Annotated in this window: 14 protein-coding genes and 1 pseudogene; 8 read left to right on the forward strand and 7 right to left on the reverse strand. The window is 68.9% G+C overall.

The window, feature by feature from the left end; translation table 11 throughout:
- Nucleotides 1–105: 105 nt before the first annotated feature.
- The 5 genes from LGI35_RS06415 to LGI35_RS06435 all read left to right on the forward strand — a co-directional run bounded on the left by LGI35_RS06415 (nucleotide 106) and on the right by LGI35_RS06435 (nucleotide 3,411).
- The gene (locus LGI35_RS06415) at nucleotides 106–732 is read left to right on the forward strand and encodes a pyridoxamine 5'-phosphate oxidase family protein (RefSeq protein ID WP_227292927.1); all 627 of its coding nucleotides are present in this window, start codon (nucleotides 106–108) and stop codon (nucleotides 730–732) included.
- A 101-nt stretch (nucleotides 733–833) separates the two neighbouring features.
- The gene (locus LGI35_RS06420) at nucleotides 834–1,727 is read left to right on the forward strand and encodes an RNA polymerase sigma factor SigF (RefSeq protein WP_227292928.1); all 894 of its coding nucleotides are present in this window, start codon (nucleotides 834–836) and stop codon (nucleotides 1,725–1,727) included.
- A 14-nt stretch (nucleotides 1,728–1,741) separates the two neighbouring features.
- Nucleotides 1,742–2,098, forward strand: a complete 357-nt coding sequence (locus LGI35_RS06425; RefSeq protein WP_227292929.1) for a PRC-barrel domain-containing protein — start codon at nucleotides 1,742–1,744, stop codon at nucleotides 2,096–2,098.
- Between the two features lie 105 nt (nucleotides 2,099–2,203).
- The gene (locus LGI35_RS06430; RefSeq protein ID WP_227292930.1) at nucleotides 2,204–2,896 is read left to right on the forward strand and encodes an alpha/beta hydrolase; all 693 of its coding nucleotides are present in this window, start codon (nucleotides 2,204–2,206) and stop codon (nucleotides 2,894–2,896) included.
- Nucleotides 2,897–3,051: 155 nt separating this feature from the next.
- Nucleotides 3,052–3,411 (forward strand): hypothetical protein, encoded by a 360-nt coding sequence (locus LGI35_RS06435; RefSeq protein ID WP_227292931.1) that lies wholly within the window; start codon nucleotides 3,052–3,054, stop codon nucleotides 3,409–3,411.
- A 297-nt stretch (nucleotides 3,412–3,708) separates the two neighbouring features.
- Here the strand turns inward: LGI35_RS06435 and LGI35_RS06440 are convergent.
- Nucleotides 3,709–4,140 (reverse strand): annotated as a pseudogene (locus LGI35_RS06440) (RNA-guided endonuclease TnpB family protein); the annotation flags it as partial.
- A 405-nt stretch (nucleotides 4,141–4,545) separates the two neighbouring features.
- Between LGI35_RS06440 and LGI35_RS06445 the strand changes: the two are divergent.
- Complete coding sequence (locus LGI35_RS06445) at nucleotides 4,546–6,270, forward strand: coagulation factor 5/8 type domain-containing protein (protein WP_227300216.1); 1,725 nt, start codon at nucleotides 4,546–4,548, stop codon at nucleotides 6,268–6,270.
- A gap of 47 nt (nucleotides 6,271–6,317) precedes the next feature.
- On the opposite strand, the gene LGI35_RS06450 is transcribed toward LGI35_RS06445, so the two are convergent.
- From LGI35_RS06450 to LGI35_RS06470, 5 genes are all read right to left on the reverse strand, one after another.
- Complete coding sequence (locus LGI35_RS06450; protein ID WP_227292932.1) at nucleotides 6,318–7,982, reverse strand: sulfite oxidase; 1,665 nt, start codon at nucleotides 7,980–7,982, stop codon at nucleotides 6,318–6,320.
- A gap of 71 nt (nucleotides 7,983–8,053) precedes the next feature.
- Complete coding sequence (locus tag LGI35_RS06455; protein ID WP_227292933.1) at nucleotides 8,054–9,427, reverse strand: GH1 family beta-glucosidase; 1,374 nt, start codon at nucleotides 9,425–9,427, stop codon at nucleotides 8,054–8,056.
- A 47-nt stretch (nucleotides 9,428–9,474) separates the two neighbouring features.
- Nucleotides 9,475–10,314 carry a carbohydrate ABC transporter permease gene (locus tag LGI35_RS06460; protein ID WP_227300217.1) on the reverse strand — a complete coding sequence of 280 codons (840 nt, stop codon included), beginning with the start codon at nucleotides 10,312–10,314 and terminating at the stop codon, nucleotides 9,475–9,477.
- A gap of 34 nt (nucleotides 10,315–10,348) precedes the next feature.
- Nucleotides 10,349–11,344 (reverse strand): carbohydrate ABC transporter permease, encoded by a 996-nt coding sequence (locus LGI35_RS06465; protein WP_227292934.1) that lies wholly within the window; start codon nucleotides 11,342–11,344, stop codon nucleotides 10,349–10,351.
- 11 nt (nucleotides 11,345–11,355) lie between these two features.
- The gene (locus LGI35_RS06470) at nucleotides 11,356–12,669 is read right to left on the reverse strand and encodes an ABC transporter substrate-binding protein (RefSeq protein ID WP_227292935.1); all 1,314 of its coding nucleotides are present in this window, start codon (nucleotides 12,667–12,669) and stop codon (nucleotides 11,356–11,358) included.
- A gap of 189 nt (nucleotides 12,670–12,858) precedes the next feature.
- Between LGI35_RS06470 and LGI35_RS06475 the strand changes: the two genes are divergently transcribed.
- On the forward strand, nucleotides 12,859–14,142 hold the full coding sequence (locus tag LGI35_RS06475; RefSeq protein ID WP_227292936.1) for an ROK family transcriptional regulator: 1,284 nt from the start codon (nucleotides 12,859–12,861) through the stop codon (nucleotides 14,140–14,142).
- Between the two features lie 31 nt (nucleotides 14,143–14,173).
- On the opposite strand, the gene LGI35_RS06480 is transcribed toward LGI35_RS06475, so the two are convergent.
- Nucleotides 14,174–14,578 carry an ACT domain-containing protein gene (locus LGI35_RS06480; protein WP_227292937.1) on the reverse strand — a complete coding sequence of 135 codons (405 nt, stop codon included), beginning with the start codon at nucleotides 14,576–14,578 and terminating at the stop codon, nucleotides 14,174–14,176.
- 266 nt (nucleotides 14,579–14,844) lie between these two features.
- Between LGI35_RS06480 and LGI35_RS06485 the strand changes: the two genes are divergently transcribed.
- On the forward strand, nucleotides 14,845–17,133 hold the full coding sequence (locus tag LGI35_RS06485) for a discoidin domain-containing protein (RefSeq protein WP_227292938.1): 2,289 nt from the start codon (nucleotides 14,845–14,847) through the stop codon (nucleotides 17,131–17,133).
- Nucleotides 17,134–17,160: the final 27 nt, after the last annotated feature.

A 17,160-nucleotide genomic window follows, 5' to 3' on the forward strand; every position in this document is an offset into this window, starting at 1 on the left:
ACCGTCGCGTCCGCGGATCGACAATGGCCTAGCGTGGCCCCACAGTTCGAGTGGGCGCCACGCTCGCTCGTTGTCCACCCCCGGCGATTGAGACGTGATCACGGCATGCCCCTCCGCCCCCACACCCCCCACCCCGTGCCCTCCCAGGGGGAACGCGCCCTGCAGGCCCACATGGGTACGAGCGAGCGCGCCGACGACTTCTACGACCGTCAGGTCCAGCCCCGTCTGACGCCGGCGATGAGTGAGTTCATCGCCCGGCAGACCATGGTGTTCCTGTCCACGGCGGACACACGCGGTCACTGCGACGCCAGTTTCCGCGCCGGGCCGCCCGGGTTCGTCGCCGTCCTCGACGACCTCCACCTGGCCTACCCCGAGTACCGGGGCAACGGGGTCATGGCCAGCGCGGGCAACATCACCGAGAACCCCCATATGGGCCTGCTCTTCATCGACTTCACCCATGACCACATAGGGCTGCATGTGAACGGATCGGCCCAACTGGTCGGCGATCGTGAGCTACGGGCCATTTCCCCCACGCTGCCCAGAGATTCGGCCCCGGGGCGGCAGGCCGAGATGTGGATACACATCACCGTCCAGGAGGCGTACGTCCACTGCTCGAAGCACATTCCCCACCTGGAACCCGCGCACCAGCCGAACCGAAGGGCCCCTGGACGCCCCAAGGACGGCGACTACTTCACCGAGCAGATGTCCCACGCCTACCTGGGCCAGAGATAGGTCAGGTCCCGGCCGATCCACGCCGCTTCGCGCGACGGAAGGCATATCCGGAGCGGACGAGGGCACACGCTGAGGACGGGGCCGACACGAAAGGCAGGGACATGACGGCAACTTCGCTGCACGCTCATGAAGATGCGCGAACGCAGGCCACGACGACGCACGAAGCCGGCGAGACCGTCGGCCCGGGTGAGCTTCCGTGGGTCGAAGACGCCGGCAAGGTCGCGCCCAAGGACGCACGGGATCTCTCCAAGGTGTTCTTCGAGCAGCTCCAGGTACTCGAAGAGGGCACCGAGGACTACCAGTACGCCCGTAACACGCTGATCGAGATGAACCTGTCCCTCGTCCAGTTCGCGGCGTCCCGCTTCCGTCACCGTGGCAGTGGCGAGATGGAGGACATCGTGCAGGTCGGGACCATCGGCCTGATCAAGGCGATCGACCGGTTCGACCTGTCGCGCGAGGTCCAGTTCACCTCCTTCGCCGTCCCGTACATCGTCGGCGAGATCAAGCGCTTCTTCCGCGACACCAGCTGGGCCGTCCATGTGCCGCGCCGCCTGCAGGAGTTGCGCGTCGACCTGGCCAAGGGCAAGGACGAGCTGTCCACCGTCCTGGACCACGAGCCGACTCCCAAGGAGCTCGCCGAGCATCTGGAGCTCAGCGAGGACGAGGTCATCGAGGGCATGGTCGCCTCGAACGGTTACACCGCCGGGTCCATAGACATGCCCAGCGATCCCGGCGAGCGCCCGACCGACGCCTCCAGGACGTTCGCCGACGTGCTCGGCGAGCCGGATCCGGCCATGGAGACGGTCGAGGACCTCCACACGCTGGCGCCGCTCCTGGAACAACTCGACGGCCGTGAGCGCCGCATCCTCGAGATGCGGTTCGGCCAGGAGATGACCCAGTCGGAGATCGGCGCCGAGATCGGCGTGTCCCAGATGCACGTCTCCCGGCTCCTGACCCGCACCCTCACCAAGCTCAGAACAGGCATGTTCGCCTGACAGGAAGGGGCACCGTGATCCAGGCGGCAGATGTCCGTGAGTGGCGCTCCTACGACGTCGTCGACCCGGACGGCCGCAAGATCGGCACGCTCGAGGCGGTCTACGTGAACACTCGGACCGACGAGCCGGCCATGGCCACTGTCCTGATCGGCCTCCCCACGCGGCACAGGCTCGTCTTCGTACCGCTGGACGGCGCGGTCGTCGGGCCGGACTACGTCAAGGTCGCCCACCCGAAGGCGCTGGTGAAGGAGTGCCCATCGATCGGTACGGACGACGTGCTGCCCGCCGAGGACGAGGAACCCCTGTTCCGGCACTACGGACTGCCGTACGAGCCCGGGACGAAAGGGGAGCGACAGCTCGCCCGTCGTTGACGCGCGCCGCCTCACACCCATCCGTTCGGCCCGCGGCCACGGATTCGTCATGATGGCCTCGCAGCGCCGGGCCGCGTGGCCGGGGCACGACGAAGGGGAGACAGCGTGCTCGTATGGGACGACGATCCGCGATCGGCACTCGTGGCACCCGTGGCCGTCGCACCGCCGCGGGCCGCGGTGCTCCTTCTGCACGGCGGCCGCTCGGAGGGGACGGATGCGGTGCCGCGGTTGAGTCTCGCGGGTGCGCGCATGCGTCCGTTCGCCCGGGCCGTCGAGCGTGCCTGCGAGGGCCGGGGGCTGCTGGTGGGGAGCGTCCGCTATCGCTGCCGGGGCTGGAACGGTGACTGTGAGGATCCGCTCCGGGACGCACTGCGGGCGCTGGACGAGCTGGCCGTACGCGCCGGGGACGTGCCGACCGTGCTGGTCGGTCATTCCATGGGCGGACGTGCGGCGCTGCGCGCCGGCGGGCATCGGCTCGTCCAAGGCGTGGTGGGACTCGCTCCGTGGTGTCCGGAGGGTGAGCCGGTGACGCAGTTGCGCGGCCGGCGCGTGGTGCTGCTCCACGGCGACCGGGACCGCACGACGGATCCCGCGGCCTCCGTCGACTACGCAGACCGGGCCTCTGCCGCGGGCGCCGAGGCCTGCACGCTGCTGATGCCGGGCGGCGACCACGCGATGCTGCGGCAGGCCGGTTCCTGGCACCGCCAGACCGGCCGGATCGTGAGCGGCCTGCTGGGGTTCGCGCCGCTCCCCACCGACGTCGCCGACCGTCTCACCCTCAACGGCCGTACACCGTAGGCGTTCTCACACGCATGACGTGACAGGGGCGCCTCGGGGCGTTCCGCCGAACGGGCGACAGCGAATCCTTTCGGCTTCTGTCGCCGGCGTGACGGGAGGGCCCATGGGCGAAGCTGCCATGGACCTTCCCCGAGCACCGAATGATGAGGCTGTCCATGCGCCGTCGCTCCGCCGTTGCCGCTTCCCTCGCCGCCTTCGCCCTCGCCCTGGCCCTTCCGGCCTCCGCCCACGCCGCCACCGGGGACTTCTCGTACAAGTTCGTCGGGCTCGACGGCCAGGCGCAGTCGGTCACCCTCCACGAGCTGCCGAGCCGTCAGTGCGTCACCCTCCCCGAGGTCGCGGACCCGAGCTCCTCCGAGCCGGCGTTCGCCCCGCACAACGACACGGACGAGTGGGCCCTGGTCTTCACCGGGCCCGACTGCGAAGGCGACTCCTGGACACTGCGTCCGCACGGCAGGCCGGCCACCGACAACCTCAAGCTCCGCTCGGTGTTCCTCACCCCGCCACAGTTCTGACCGTCGCACGGGGGAGACGGGGCGCCCGGCCCCCTCTCCCCCGCTGTTCTACGCCGACTGCCGGAGCACCAGTTCGGGCTCGAAGATCAGGGACGTGGGCTCGGTCCGCGTGCCCTCGATGTGTCCCTGGAGGAGGCGTGCCATCGCTTGGATCATGGGTGAGATGCAGGAGGTCAGAACTGATCGTCACTGTGCCTTCTGCCGGGAGAAGCCCTCGCGACGCTCCGCGCCGCAGGCGAAGAACTGCGGTGTCCGGCGCCGCCGGACCTGACTCTGCGACGCTCCGCGTCGCCACTGGCCGCTGGAATCGGCCAGGAAGGTGGCTATGCCCAGGTCGATGCCCACCACCGCGCCGGTTGCCGGAAGTGGTTCGGGCTGGACCTGTTCGGCAGTCAGTACGACGAACCACCGACGGCCCTCACTCTTGACGCTGACGGTCTTGACTCTGCCGGCCACGTGCCGGTGCTGGTGCACCTTGACGTGTCCGACCCCTTGAAGGCGGACGCGAGTCACCGGGTCGTGCGGCGTGCTGTCCCAACGGCAGCCGTCCCCGTCCTTGGGGAACTCCACCCTGTCGAACCAGTTCACCCCACGAGAGCGCGGATAGCCGGGCTTCTCACCGGACTTGACTCGGCGAAAGAACGCCGCGAACGCCTTGTCCAACCGCCGGAGCGTGGCCTGTTGCGAGTTGAACGACCAACGGCCCTGACGCTCCGGGTCGTACGCCCGGCGTCGCACGGCCGCCCGCAGAACGGACGCCCTCATAGAACGGGGTGCCGGGGGAGCACTCTCCGAGCAGGAGTGTTGCGGCAGTGGCGCAAAACTGTCTTGAGACGGGCAACACCGCGCCGTTCCAAGAGTGTTGGAGCATCGAGGGTGGACGAGTAACTCGACGCGGGCCCCAACAGCCCCACGCGCGCCACCAATTTCAATGATTCTGGATTTAAGTCTTGACGCATCGTTCACGCGGATGAAGCATTCGACCGCAAGAGAGCGCTCCCACCCCCCTCATTCGTTCAATTACTGAACCAGGAGAGTCGCCCTGTGCTCACGCCCCCCACGAACCCCTCGACCACGTCCAGTTCGCTGACCGCCGGTTCCGTCGCCCCCTCGCGCCGGACCGTTCTCGGCGTCATGGCGGCGACCGCGGCCACCGTTCCCGGCCTCCTCGCACTCGGGTCCCCCTCCTCCGCGGCCCCCGCCGCCGACCCGCTGCCCGGCGGCGGTGACCTGGGCCCGAACGTGATCGTGTTCGACCCCTCCACGTCGGGCATCCAGGCCAAGCTGGACGAGATCTTCAAGCAGCAGGAGTCCGCACAGTTCGGCTCCGGCCGCTACGCGTTCCTGTTCAAGCCCGGCACGTACAACGGCCTGAACGCCCAGCTCGGCTTCTACACCTCGATCGCCGGCCTCGGCCTGTCCCCCGACGACACCTCGATCAACGGCGATGTCACGGTCGACGCCGGCTGGTTCAACGGCAACGCCACCCAGAACTTCTGGCGCTCAGCCGAGAACCTCGCCCTCACCCCCGTCAACGGCACCAACCGCTGGGCCGTCGCCCAGGCCGCGCCGTTCCGCCGTATGCACGTGAGAGGCGGCCTCAACCTCGCCCCCGACGGCTACGGCTGGGCCAGCGGCGGCTACATCGCCGACAGCCGCATCGACGGCACCGTCGGGCCGTACTCGCAGCAGCAGTGGTACACCCGCGACAGTTCCGTCGGCGGCTGGACCAACGCCGTCTGGAACATGGTGTTCTCCGGCGTCGAGGGCGCCCCCGCCCAGACCTTCCCGGACCCGCCGTACACCACGCTCGACACGACGCCGGTGTCCCGCGAGAAGCCCTTCCTGTACCTCGACGGCGCCGACTACAAGGTCTTCCTGCCCGAGAAGCGCACCGACGCGCGCGGCACCACCTGGGGCAACGGCACACCCCGGGGCACCTCGCTCGCGCTCACCCAGTTCTACGTGGCGAAGCCCGGTGTCACCGCCGCCACCCTCAACGCGGCGCTCGACCAGGGCCTCAACCTCCTTCTCACGCCCGGGATCTACCACCTCGACGCGGCCGTGGAGGTCAAGCGCGCCAACGCCGTGGTCCTCGGCCTCGGTTACGCCACCCTCATCCCGGACAACGGCGTCACGGCGGTGAAGGTCGCCGACGTCGACGGAGTGCGCCTGGCCGGATTCCTGATAGACGCGGGCGCGGTCAACTCGCAGACTCTGCTGGAAGTCGGGCCTTCCGGCGCGTCCGCCGACCACTCGGCCAACCCCATCACCGTCCAGGACGTCTTCGTGCGGATCGGCGGCGCGGGCCCCGGCAAGGCCACCACCAGCATCGTCGTCAACAGCCGACACACGATCATCGACCACACCTGGGTCTGGCGCGCCGACCACGGTGACGGCGTCGGCTGGGAGACCAACCGCGCCGACTACGGCGTGCGCGTCAACGGCGACGACGTACTGGCCACCGGCCTGTTCGTCGAGCACTTCAACAAGTACGACGTGTACTGGGCCGGCCAGCGCGGCCGCACGATCTTCTTCCAGAACGAGAAGGCGTACGACGCCCCGAACCAGGCTGCCGTCCAGGACGGCAGCGTCAAGGGCTTCGCCGCGTACAAGGTCGCCGACTCCGTCACCACGCACGAGGGTTGGGGACTGGGCAGCTACTGCAACTACACGTCGGACAACACCATCCGCCAGGACCACGGCTTCGCGGCCCCCAATACGTCGGGGGTGAAGTTCCACGACCTGCTCGTCGTGTCCCTGGGTGGTCAGGGCCAGTACGAGCACGTCATCAACGACATCGGCGCCGCCACGTCCGGCACGTCCACCGTGCCCTCGACGGTGGTCTCGTACCCCTGACCCACCCGTGAAGGGCGACGGACCACGGCCCGTCGCCCTTCACGGTGTCAGCCGATCTCCACCCGGATCGAGTGGTAGCCGCTCGCCCCGTCCGGGACGGGGTCGGCGCGCTTCGCCGGCTGCGTCCGGCCCGTGCCGTCGGTCGCGCGGACCGTGAGGCGGTGTCCTCCCGAGGTCGCCCGCCACGGGTAGGACCACTGGCGCCAGGTGTCGCGGGTGTCCTCCGCCGCGAGGGTCGCCCGTTCCCACGGCCCGTCGTCGACACGGACCTCGACCTTCTCGATGCCGCGATGCTGTGCCCAGGCCACGCCCGCGACCATGACCGTGCCGGCCTTGCGGCTCACGAAGGGCTTGGGGGTGTCGATGCGGGACTCCGTCTTGATGGGCGCCTGCTGGGCCCAGTCCCGCTTCACCCAGTACGCGTCGTAGTCGGCGAAGGTGGTGAGCTCGATGTCCTCGATCCACTTGCAGGCCGACACGTAGCCGTACAGGCCAGGAACGAGCATGCGCACGGGGAAGCCGTGCGTGAACGGCAGGGGCTCGCCGTTCATCCCCATCGCCAGCATCGAGTCGCGCCCGTCCATGATGTCCTCGACAGGGCTGCCGATCGTCATGCCGTCGACGGAGCGCGCGACCAGCTGGTCCGCGGGGCCGCCCTTCGACGGGGGCCTGACGCCGCTCTCGGCGAGCACGTCCGCGAGAGGTACGCCGATCCATCGGGCGTTGCCGATCAAGGGGCCGCCGACCTCGTTCGACACGCAGGTGAGGGTGATGGCGCGTTCGATGAGCGGCCTTCGCAGCAGGTCCTCGAAGGTCAGGGTGACGGGGCGGGTGACGCCCTTGCCGTGGATCCGCAGCCGCCACTTCATCGCGTCCACCATCGGCACCACCAGAGCGGTGTCGACCCGGTAGAAGTCCTTGTTCGACGTGGTGAACGCGCCGATGCCCGGGATCGCCAACTGGGCGCCCGCCGGAGTGGGTTTTCCCGGAGACGCCGGAGTGGGCAGTTCGACGCCGTTGCGTGAGGACACGGCGTTCACGTCCTGCGTGCCGCGCTGCGACCGGGCCAGCAGCCCGGCGCCGGTGGAGACGGCGGCGGCGGCCGTCGCCAGCGTGATGAACCCGCGCCGGTCCCATCCGGGTTCGGTGCTGCCCTCGGGTGGCTGCTCGGCCGACGTGGAGCGCGCGCGTCCACTGAGCGCGTACAGGAGCCAGGCACCCACCAGCGCGCCGACCACGGACGGCACGGCGTCGGCGGCGCCCGTCGAGTCGGGGCGCGTGGTGGCCGCCAGTGCGCCGATCACACCGAACAGCAGCACGCCGGCGGATCCGGCTCGGCGGTGGCGGACGGCGACGAGGCCCAGGACCACCGCGAGGAGGGCCAGCACGGCGACGATGCCGAGCTGCAGAACGAGCTTGTCGTTCGTTCCGAAGTTCCGGATCGCCCAGTCCTTGAGCGCGGTCGGCGTGCGGTCGATGGCCGCGCCTCCCACGGCCACCACGGGGCTCGCCTGGGGGCGGACGACGGCCGCCGCCAGCTCGGCGGCGGCCAGGGCGGCGTAACCGGCCAGCAGTCCGCTCAGCGCGCCGAGGCAGGCGCGGCGCCGCGCACCGCGCCGCGCCAGGAAATTCCGGTTCTCGCCCGCTCCAGAAATGGGGAAACCTTCCTCGCGGCATGCCGCCGCACCCTCGAGCTTCGTCAGCCCGACCATGCTGGAGGCGATCCGGCACGCATTCAAGCGGACATGCGCGAGCGTACGGGCACAAAAGCCGCGGGAACGTGTCAGGCCGCGTTACCCCTGAGTCCCCTCCCCTGCCGGTGCCTGCGGACGATGTCCGCGTAGCGGTGGCCGCTGCCCTTGATGGTGCGACGCTGCGTCTTGTAGTCGACGTGGACGAGGCCGAAGCGCTTGTCGTAGCCGTAGGCCCACTCGAAGTTGTCGAGGAGGGACCAGGCGTAGTACCCGGCGAGCGGTGCTCCCTTGCGGGCGGCGGAGGCGCAGGCCGCGAGGTGGTCTTCCAGGTACTCGATGCGTCCGGGGTCGTCGACGGAACCGTCGGGCCGTACGACGTCGGGGAAGGAGGAGCCGTTCTCGGTGACGTAGAGCTTGCGGGCGCCGTACTCGTGGGTGAGGCGCAGGAGCAGGGTCTCGATGCCGCTCGCGTCGATCTCCCAGTCCATGCCGGTGCGCGGGACTCCGAGGCGGCGCACCTCGCGGGCGTACGGGGCGGGGCCCGTGGGGTCGTCGGCGACGACGGCCGGCATGTAGTAGTTCAGGCCGAGCCAGTCGAGCGGGGCGGCGATCGTCTCCAAGTCCCCTGCCTGTTCGGGGAGTTCGACGCCGTAGACCTCGCGCATGTCGGCGGGGAAGCCGCGGCCGTGGATGGGGTCGAGCCACCAGCGGTTGGTGTGGCCGTCCATGCGGTGGGCCGCCGCGACGTCCTCGGGCCGGTCGGTGGCGGCCTGGACGGTGGAGAGGTTGTTGACGATGCCGATGCGCGCGTCGGGCGCCGCGGCGCGGATCGCCCGAGTGGCGAGGCCGTGGCCGAGCAGCAGGTGGTACGAGGCGCGGACGGCGGCGGTCAGGTCGGTGAAACCGGGGGCCATGCGGCCTTCGAGGTGGCCGATCCAGGCCGAGCACAGGGGTTCGTTGAGGGTGGCCCACTGGGTGACACGGTCGCCGAAGCGTTCGGCGACGACGGTGGCGTAGTCGGCGAAGTGGTTCGCCGTGTCCCGTTCGGGCCAGCCGCCGCGGTCCTGGAGGGTCTGCGGGAGGTCCCAGTGGTAGAGGGTGACGGACGGCTCGATGCCGGCTTCGAGCAGGCCGTCGATCAACTGGTCGTAGAAGTCGAGGCCCTTGGCGTTGACCGGGCCGTCGCCGCCGGGCACGATCCGCGGCCAGGCGAGCGAGAGCCGGTAGGCGTTGGTGCCGAGCTGCTTCATCAGCGCGATGTCCTCGCGCCAGCGGTGGTAGTGGTCGCAGGCGACGTCCCCGTGGTCGTCGCCCGCGACCTTGCCGGGGGTGTGCGAGAAGGTGTCCCAGATCGAGGGGGCACGGCCGTCCTCGGCGACGGCTCCCTCGATCTGGTAGGCGGAGGTGGCCGTGCCCCAGGCGAAGTCCTTCGGGAGAGCGGCGAAGTCGATGGGCTTGGACACTGACGTCCTTTCGGGCGAGGGGTCGGCGGCACGGTCCGGTGTACTGCTCACTTCACGGCCCCGGCTGTCAGACCGGCGACGAGGTAGCGCTGGAGCAGCAGGAATCCGGCGACCACGGGGATGCTCACGACGAGTGAGGCGGCCATGATCTGGTTCCAGTACACGTCGTTCTGGGTGGAGTAGTTCTGGAGGCCGACGGCGAGGGTGCGGGTGGCGTCGGTCGTCAGGACGGACGCGAAGAGCACTTCTCCCCAGGCGGTCATGAAGGCGTACACGGCGACCGCGACGATGCCGGGGATCGCCGCCGGGACGACGACGCGGAACAGCGCCTTGAGCGGTCCGCAGCCGTCCACCATCGCGGCCTCGTCGAGGTCCCTGGGGACCGATTCGAAGTACCCGATGAGCATCCAGATCGAGAAGGGCAGGGAGAACGTGAGGTAGGTGAGGATCAGTCCGCCGCGTGAGCCGAACAGGGCGATCCCGGTCGACTGGCCGATGTTGACGTAGATGAGGAACAACGGCAGCAGGAAGAGGATGCCGGGAAACATCTGGGTCGACAGGACCGTCACCGTGAAGACCCGCTTGCCGCGGAACTGGTAGCGGCTGACCGCGTAGGCGGCGAAGACGGCGATCACGACGGAGCAGACCGTCGCGGCACCGGCCACGATCAGCGAGTTCCAGAAGTACTTCGCCAGCGGGACGGTCGTCCAGATGTCGAAGTAGGGCTGGATGGTGAGCCCGCTGGGCATCCAGCGGAACTTGCCCGACACGTCCTCCAGCGGTTTGAGCGAGCTGGAGATCATGACGTAGACGGGCAGCAGGACGAAGCCCGTGAGCAGGGTCAGGAAGATCCGGCGGGACCAGATGAAGGAGCGCGGGGACGCCATCGGCGAGCGCGGCGCGCCGCGGGGGACGGTGGGGCTAGCCACGGGAGACCTTCCTCCCTCGTGAGGTGAGCACCAGGTAGATCCCCGTCACCAGGAGCAGGAACAGCAGCAGGAGTACGGACATGGCCGCGCCGGTGCCGAAGTTCCAGGTGGCGAAGGACGACTGGTAGATGTGCACGGAGATGAGATCGGCCGCCTCGGGCGCCGCCCGCCCGAACAGCACGAACGGTGTGTTGAAGTCGTTGAACGTCCACAGGAACAGGACGAGTACGAGCACCTGGTTGACCGGGCGCAGCGAGGGAATGGTGATGCGCCGGATCTGCTGCCAGATGCCCGCGCCGTCCATGGCGGCGGCCTCGTAGAGCTCCTTGGGGATGTTCTGGAGCCCGGCCATCACGATCAGGAAGGCGAACGGCCAGCCCTTCCACACCGAGACGGTCAGCAGCGCGAAGAAGCTGTTGTCGCCGATGAGCCAGAAGGGATGACCGTCGGCGAGTCCGAGCTGGTCGTGGAGCACGTGGTTGACCAGGCCGTTGTCCCTTTGGAACATGAACGCCCAGGTGATCACGGCCGCGTAGACGGGCAGCGCGTACGGCACCAGGAACAGGGTCCGCAGGAAGCCGCGGCCGGTGAACGTCTCCTGCATGAAGACGGCCGCCGCCGTGCCGAGGAGCCAGCACAGGCCGACCGACATGAGCGTGAAGACGCAGGTGATCCAGAACGAGTGGAGCAGGGCCTTGCCGACGGGTTCGTTGAAGTCGACGGCCACGTCGAAGTTGCCGAGGCCGGCCCAGGGAGCGGCGCCCCAGTCCCGCAGGTAGAGCTGGGTCAGCTCCTTGAACGCCATGACGAACCCGATGGCGATCGGCAGCAGGTGGACGAGGATCTCGAGCAGCAGCGCGGGGAGCAGCAGCAGGTACGGAAGTCCCAGGCGGCGGATGCGCCCGGGGCGGCGCGGCTTGCGCGTCGCCCCGGGGGTGTCCTCACGCACCGCCGGATCCCCCTTCGGGGAGTTCACGATGGTGGTCATGGGCACATCGCTCACTGACTGGCCATCTGCTGCTGAGCCTTGGCGAGCTCGGCCTTGACGTCAGCCGTGGAGGGCCGCTTGCCGTTCGCCGACTGGGCGAAGAGGTTCTTGACGGCGGTACCGACCGAGGTCTCGAACTGGGACTCGTTCGACACCTGGGGCAGCGCGGTGGCACTGGTCGCGAGGGTCTCGCGCAGCACCTTGAGCTCCGGCCGGTCGAAGGCCGGGTCGCTCTGGGCGGCCTTGACCGGCGGGATGGAGCCGTAGGTCTTGCAGAGCAGCTTCTGCTCGGCGTCGCTCGTCATGAACTTCACGAACTTCAGGGAGCCGTCGATGTTCTTGGTGTTCTTGAAGACGGCGAGGTTGATGCCCGCCACCATCGAGTTGGTGGCCTTGCCCGCACCGGGCGCACCCGACTGGACCGGCACCGGGGCGACGCCCCACTCGTCGTCCTGCATGCCCTGCGACTTGAACGTGGTGGCCGCGGCCTGCCACAGCACCATGGCCGTCTTGCCCTTGGAGAAGTCGCTGAGGGACTGGTTCTTCGCGTACTCGGCGTTGCCGGGCGCGATGATCTTGTTGGTGGCCATCATGTCGACGTACTGCTTGACGGCGTCGACCGCGGCGTCGTTGGTGAAGTCGGCCTTGCCGTCCGCGGTGAAGAAGTCGCCGCCGTGCTGCTTGGCGAGGACGAACACCTGGTGGATGTTGTTGGACAGGTTGGAGCCCTCGGCGCCGAGTCCCCACTTGCCGCCCTTGGATATCTTCGCGCCGTCCGCGGTGAGTTCGTCCCAGGTCTTCGGCGGCTCGGTGATGCCGGCTTCCTTGAACATCGCCTTGTTGTAGTAGAGCGCGTAGGCCATCGAGTAGAGCGGTACGGCGGCCGGGTCCTTGCCCTGCGTGCCCGTCGAGCCGAGCGCCGACTCGACGAAGCGGTCCTTGCCGCCGACCTTGTCGAAGTTCTTCTGGTCCCACGGGAGGAGAGCGCCGGTCGCCTGGAGCGAGGACGACCAGGTGTTGCCGATGTTGAGGACGTCGGGGCCCTCACCCGAGGTGGTCGCCGTGAGGATGCGGGTGAGCAGGTCCGACCAGGGGATGACCTCCAGCTTGACCTTGATGCCGGTCTGCTTCTCGAACTTGTCGAGTTCGGGCTGGAGGATCTTCTTGTCGGCCTCGACGTTCGGCCCCTGGTTGGACGCCCAGTACGTCAGGGTCTTGGGCGACTCGTTCGATCCCTCGTTGGATGAACCCCCGCCGCAGGCGGTCGCCGCGGCCAGCAGGGAGACGACGACCGCGCTACTGGCGAGTGCTCGAATTCTTTGCATGGCTCCAGGTGTCCCTTCCTCAGGAGCGTCCAAGCCGGGGCGCGGGTCTGCAGGCCGAAATGCTCAGCGTTCAGTTCCTGAAGTCACCCACGACTTAATTTAGGCTGTGAGTTAAACCGCACGGAAAGGTCGCGTCAAGGGTTTCCGCAGGGGTACCTTGCGTCTGTCGCAGGTCAGGAAGGAGCCCAGATGGATCGGCGGAGCAGACGCACGGTGAGTGACCTGCGCAGAGCCAACCGAGCAGTGATACTGCAACAGTTGTATTTCGACGGCCCGACGAGCCGCCAGGCACTCGGCCCTCTCACGGGTCTGAGTTCAGGATCCGTCAGCAACGTCGTGGCCGAACTCGCCGCCGACGGGCTGGTGGAGGAGGCAGGCAGCCTGGAATCCGACGGCGGCCGGCCGCGCATCCTGCTCCGCGTCAGCCCGCGCAGCGGCAACCTGATCGGCATCGACGTCGGCGAGACCCGTGTCCGCGTGGAGGTCTTCGACGTGACCCTCACCGAACTCGCCCGCGCCGACATCCCGTTGACGGGCGACGGGTACGACGTCACCGTCATCGTGGAACACATCCGCAGCGGCATCGAGCGGGTGCTCGCCGAGGCCGGCGTGCCGGCGGACGACCTCCTCGGGATCGGGATAGGCGTTCCCGGCGTCGTCGAGCGGGTCCCCGAGTCCGGGGCCGTGGTCCACTGCCAGACCATCGGCTGGGACGCGGTCCCCTTGGAGGCGCTGCTGCGAGCCTCCTCCCAACTCCCGTCCACAGTCCCGTACTTCATCGACAACGGCGCCAAGACGCTCGGGCAGGCCGAGATGTGGTTCGGCGCCGGACGCGGAGCCCGCAGCGCCGCGATCGTCCTCTTCGGCACCGGGGTCGGCGCCTGCCTCTTCGCGGACGGCAAGGGACGGGCGCTGGAGTGGGGCCACCTGACGGTCCAGGCCGGCGGGCGGACGTGCCGCTGCGGCGCGCCGGGCTGTCTGGAGGCGTACGCGGGGGCCGAGTCCGTACTGGAGCGGTGGCGTGAGGCGGGGGGACAACCACCCCGAGACGTGGACGAGGAGACCCAGTTGACGGCGCTGCTCGCTGCCGCGTGCCCGACGGACGGGGCCGATCCGGACCCCGTGGCCTACGAGGTGATGGCGAAGACGGCCGAGTACCTGGGTGCGGGGCTGTCCGACCTGATCAACCTCTTCCAGCCGGAGCGCATCCTGATCGGCGGCTGGGCCGGGCTCCAGTTCGGCTCCCGTTTCCTCGACGACGTACGGAAGCACACCACGAAGTACGCCCTGTCCTACCCGGCCGGAAAGGCCACCATCGAACTGGGCAAACTGGGCCCCGACGCGGTCACCGTCGGAGCGGCGACCCTTCCCCTGGAAGACTTCTTCGCCCGTGGCGGTCGCCGCGACGCCCCGGCCCAGGAACCGACACCGCCCGCCTGGCGCACGGCACTTGAGGGCCGCGTGCTCGGGTGACCGGGGCCAGGGTGACCCGTACCCGGCTTGGTCACGCGGTGGCCGACCGGCGCGCGAGGTCTTCCAGCAGCGCCACCGCCTCTTCCGCCCGCTCGTGCGGGACGAAGAGGTGGTCGTGGTGGAAACCGGCCACGACGTTGCAGCTCAGGCCCGCGGCGGCGAGCTCCTGGGCGACGGCCGCGGTCAGACCCACGGCCTCCAGCGCCGAGTGGACGCGCAGGGTGATCCACCCCGCCACGTAGTCGTGGGCGAGACCTGCCGCGTCGGCCTCCTCCAGCGGGACCACCAGCGTGAGCGCCTCCCGCTCGGCGACGGTCACCACGGGGGTGACGCCGGGTGGAGTCACGCCGTCGACGGTGGTGAAGACGTAGCGCCCGGGGTTCAGCTCCGGCCGCATGCCGCTCAACAGTGCCCGCAGATCTCTCTCGCCACTCATGATCACCAGAGTAGGCGGCACGCGCGATCGCGCACGCCACGAGGCCATGGCGCCCGCGCTCCTCGCGCCTTCTTGCCGGTCGATGTCGCAGATTTTCATGCCCATATCAAAATCTTGCACGCACTTATGGCGATCAGCCCATCGCGCGCCCTAGCCTCTGAGCGTTCGCAGTGTTCCCACGAGCGACAAGGACCCCTTCTGTGGTGCAACCCCCAAGCCCCTCGAGAAGCCATCCGCTCAGACGTGGCATGCTCACGTCATTAGTCATGGCGCTGACGGTGTCAGGAACGGCCACCGCCGTCGCGCTCTCCACCGCCGCCCCCGCGGCCCGGGCCGAAGCGGTCCAGGCCCCCTCCCCCCTGGACGTCAAGGACCGCGGCGCGGCGGTGCCCTTCAAGGAACAGGAGGCCGAATACGCCTCCACCAACGGCTCGTCGATCGGCCCCGACCGCATCTACGGCACGCTGCCCTCGGAGGCGTCCGGCCGTCAGGCGGTGAAGCTGGACGCCGTCGGCGAGTACGTCGAGTTCACCCTCACCGCCCCGGCGAACGCGATGTCGTTCCGCTACTCGCTGCCGGACAACGCGTCGGGCACCGGACGGGACGCGTCGATCGACCTGAAGGTCAACGGCACACAGCTCAAGAGCGTCCCCGTCACCTCCAAGTACGGCTGGTACTACGGGGGTTACCCCTTCAACAACAACCCGGGCGACACCAACCCGCACCACTTCTACGACGAGACCCGGACCCTGCTCGGCTCGACGCTGCCCGCCGGCACGAAGATCAGGCTCCAGGTCGCCTCGGTCGCGGACTCGCCCTCGTTCACCGTCGACCTCGCGGACTTCGAGCAGGTCGCGGCGCCGGCCGGCAAACCGTCCGGAGCACTGGACGTCGTCGGCGACTTCGGCGCGGACCCCACGGGCGCGGCGGACTCGACCGCCAGGATCCAGGCGGCCGTCGACGCGGGAAAGGCGCAGAACAAGGAGGTCTACATCCCCGAAGGCACCTTCCAGGTGCGCGACCACATCGTGGTGGACAAGGTGACCCTGCGGGGCGCGGGCCCCTGGTACAGCGTCCTCACCGGACGCGACCCCTCGGACCGCAGCAAGGCGGTCGGTGTCTACGGCAAGTACGCGGCGCAGGGCGGCAGCAGCGGCGTCACCCTCAAGGACTTCGCCATCATCGGCGACATCCGCGAGCGCGTCGACAACGACCAGGTCAACGCCATCGGCGGCGCCCTCTCCGACTCGACCGTCGACAACGTCTGGATGCAGCACACCAAGTGCGGCGCCTGGATGGACGGCCCGATGGACCACCTCACCATCAAGAACAGCCGCATCCTCGACCAGACGGCCGACGGTGTGAACTTCCACCAAGGGGTCACGAACTCGACCGTCACCAACACCTTCGTCCGCAACACGGGTGACGACGGGCTTGCGATGTGGGCGGAGGCGAAGCCCAACGTCGCCGACAGGTTCACGTTCAACACCGTGATCCTGCCGATCCTGGCGAACAACATCGTCACGTACGGCGGCAAGGACATCGTCCTGTCGGACAACGTCATGTCCGACACCGTCACCAACGGCGGCGGCCTGCACATCGCCAACCGCTATCCGGGCGTCAACTCCGGGCAGGGCACGGCGGTTTCGGGCACGATCACCGCGGCGCGCAACACTCTGATCCGCGCCGGCAACAACGACTTCAACTGGCGCTTCGGCGTCGGCGCAATCTGGTTCAGCGGCCTCAACGAACCCGTCGACGCGACGCTGAACATCACCGACAGCGAGGTCCTCGACAGCTCGTACGCGGCGATCCATCTCATCGAGGGCGCGACCGACGGCCTGCACTTCAAGAACATCCGCATCGACGGGGCGGGCACGTACGCCCTGCAGATCCAGGCACCGGGCACCGCCACCTTCGAGAACGTGACCGCCACCCACATCGCCCAGAGCAATCCGATCCACAACTGCGTGGGCGGCGGCTTCCAGATCACCCGCACCGGCACCAACTCCGGCTGGTACGCGGACCCGCCCGCCTGCACCGGCACATGGCCCGACCCCGTGTGGACGAACGGCGGCCTGCCGCAGGGCGGCGGCGATCCGACCGACCCGCCCACCGACCCGCCGTCCGATCCCGGCAACCTCGCCAAGGGCCGCCCGGTCGCGGAATCCGGACACGCCGACGTCTACAAGGCATCGAACGCGGTGGACGGTGACGCGGGCTCGTACTGGGAGAGCACGAACAACGCCTTCCCGCAGACGATCACCGTCGATCTGGGATCCGCCAAGGCGGTCAAGCGCCTCGTTCTGAAGCTGCCGCCCGCGGCGGCGTGGGCGACCCGCACGCAGACGCTGAGCGTGTCGGGCAGCACCGACAACTCCGCGTTCACCACGCTCAAGGGGTCCGCCGGCTACACCTTCGATCCGAACAGCGACAACACGGCGGACGTCGCGCTGACCGGAACACCGACCCGCTACCTGCGGCTGACCTTCACCGCCAACACCGGGTGGCCCGCCGCGCAGCTCTCCGAACTGGAGGTGTACACGGGTCAATGACGCAGGACGCCCAGAACCGGCCCCACC

This window comes from Streptomyces longhuiensis, assembly GCF_020616555.1.
Classification (GTDB): domain Bacteria; phylum Actinomycetota; class Actinomycetes; order Streptomycetales; family Streptomycetaceae; genus Streptomyces; species Streptomyces longhuiensis.

What these genes read in the sequence shown, in the direction of transcription:
- LGI35_RS06415 (WP_227292927.1), top strand. Translation starts at nt 106, where the DNA reads ATGCCCCTCCGCCCCCACACCCCCCACCCCGTGCCCTCCCAGGGGGAA.
- LGI35_RS06420 (WP_227292928.1), top strand. Translation starts at nt 834, where the DNA reads ATGACGGCAACTTCGCTGCACGCTCATGAAGATGCGCGAACGCAGGCC.
- LGI35_RS06435 (WP_227292931.1), top strand. Translation starts at nt 3,052, where the DNA reads ATGCGCCGTCGCTCCGCCGTTGCCGCTTCCCTCGCCGCCTTCGCCCTC.
- LGI35_RS06445 (WP_227300216.1), top strand. Translation starts at nt 4,546, where the DNA reads ATGGCGGCGACCGCGGCCACCGTTCCCGGCCTCCTCGCACTCGGGTCC.
- LGI35_RS06450 (WP_227292932.1), bottom strand. Translation starts at nt 7,982, where the DNA reads ATGGTCGGGCTGACGAAGCTCGAGGGTGCGGCGGCATGCCGCGAGGAA.
- LGI35_RS06460 (WP_227300217.1), bottom strand. Translation starts at nt 10,314, where the DNA reads ATGGCGTCCCCGCGCTCCTTCATCTGGTCCCGCCGGATCTTCCTGACC.
- LGI35_RS06465 (WP_227292934.1), bottom strand. Translation starts at nt 11,344, where the DNA reads ATGACCACCATCGTGAACTCCCCGAAGGGGGATCCGGCGGTGCGTGAG.
- LGI35_RS06470 (WP_227292935.1), bottom strand. Translation starts at nt 12,669, where the DNA reads ATGCAAAGAATTCGAGCACTCGCCAGTAGCGCGGTCGTCGTCTCCCTG.
- LGI35_RS06475 (WP_227292936.1), top strand. Translation starts at nt 12,859, where the DNA reads ATGGATCGGCGGAGCAGACGCACGGTGAGTGACCTGCGCAGAGCCAAC.
- LGI35_RS06480 (WP_227292937.1), bottom strand. Translation starts at nt 14,578, where the DNA reads ATGAGTGGCGAGAGAGATCTGCGGGCACTGTTGAGCGGCATGCGGCCG.
- LGI35_RS06485 (WP_227292938.1), top strand. Translation starts at nt 14,845, where the DNA reads ATGGCGCTGACGGTGTCAGGAACGGCCACCGCCGTCGCGCTCTCCACC.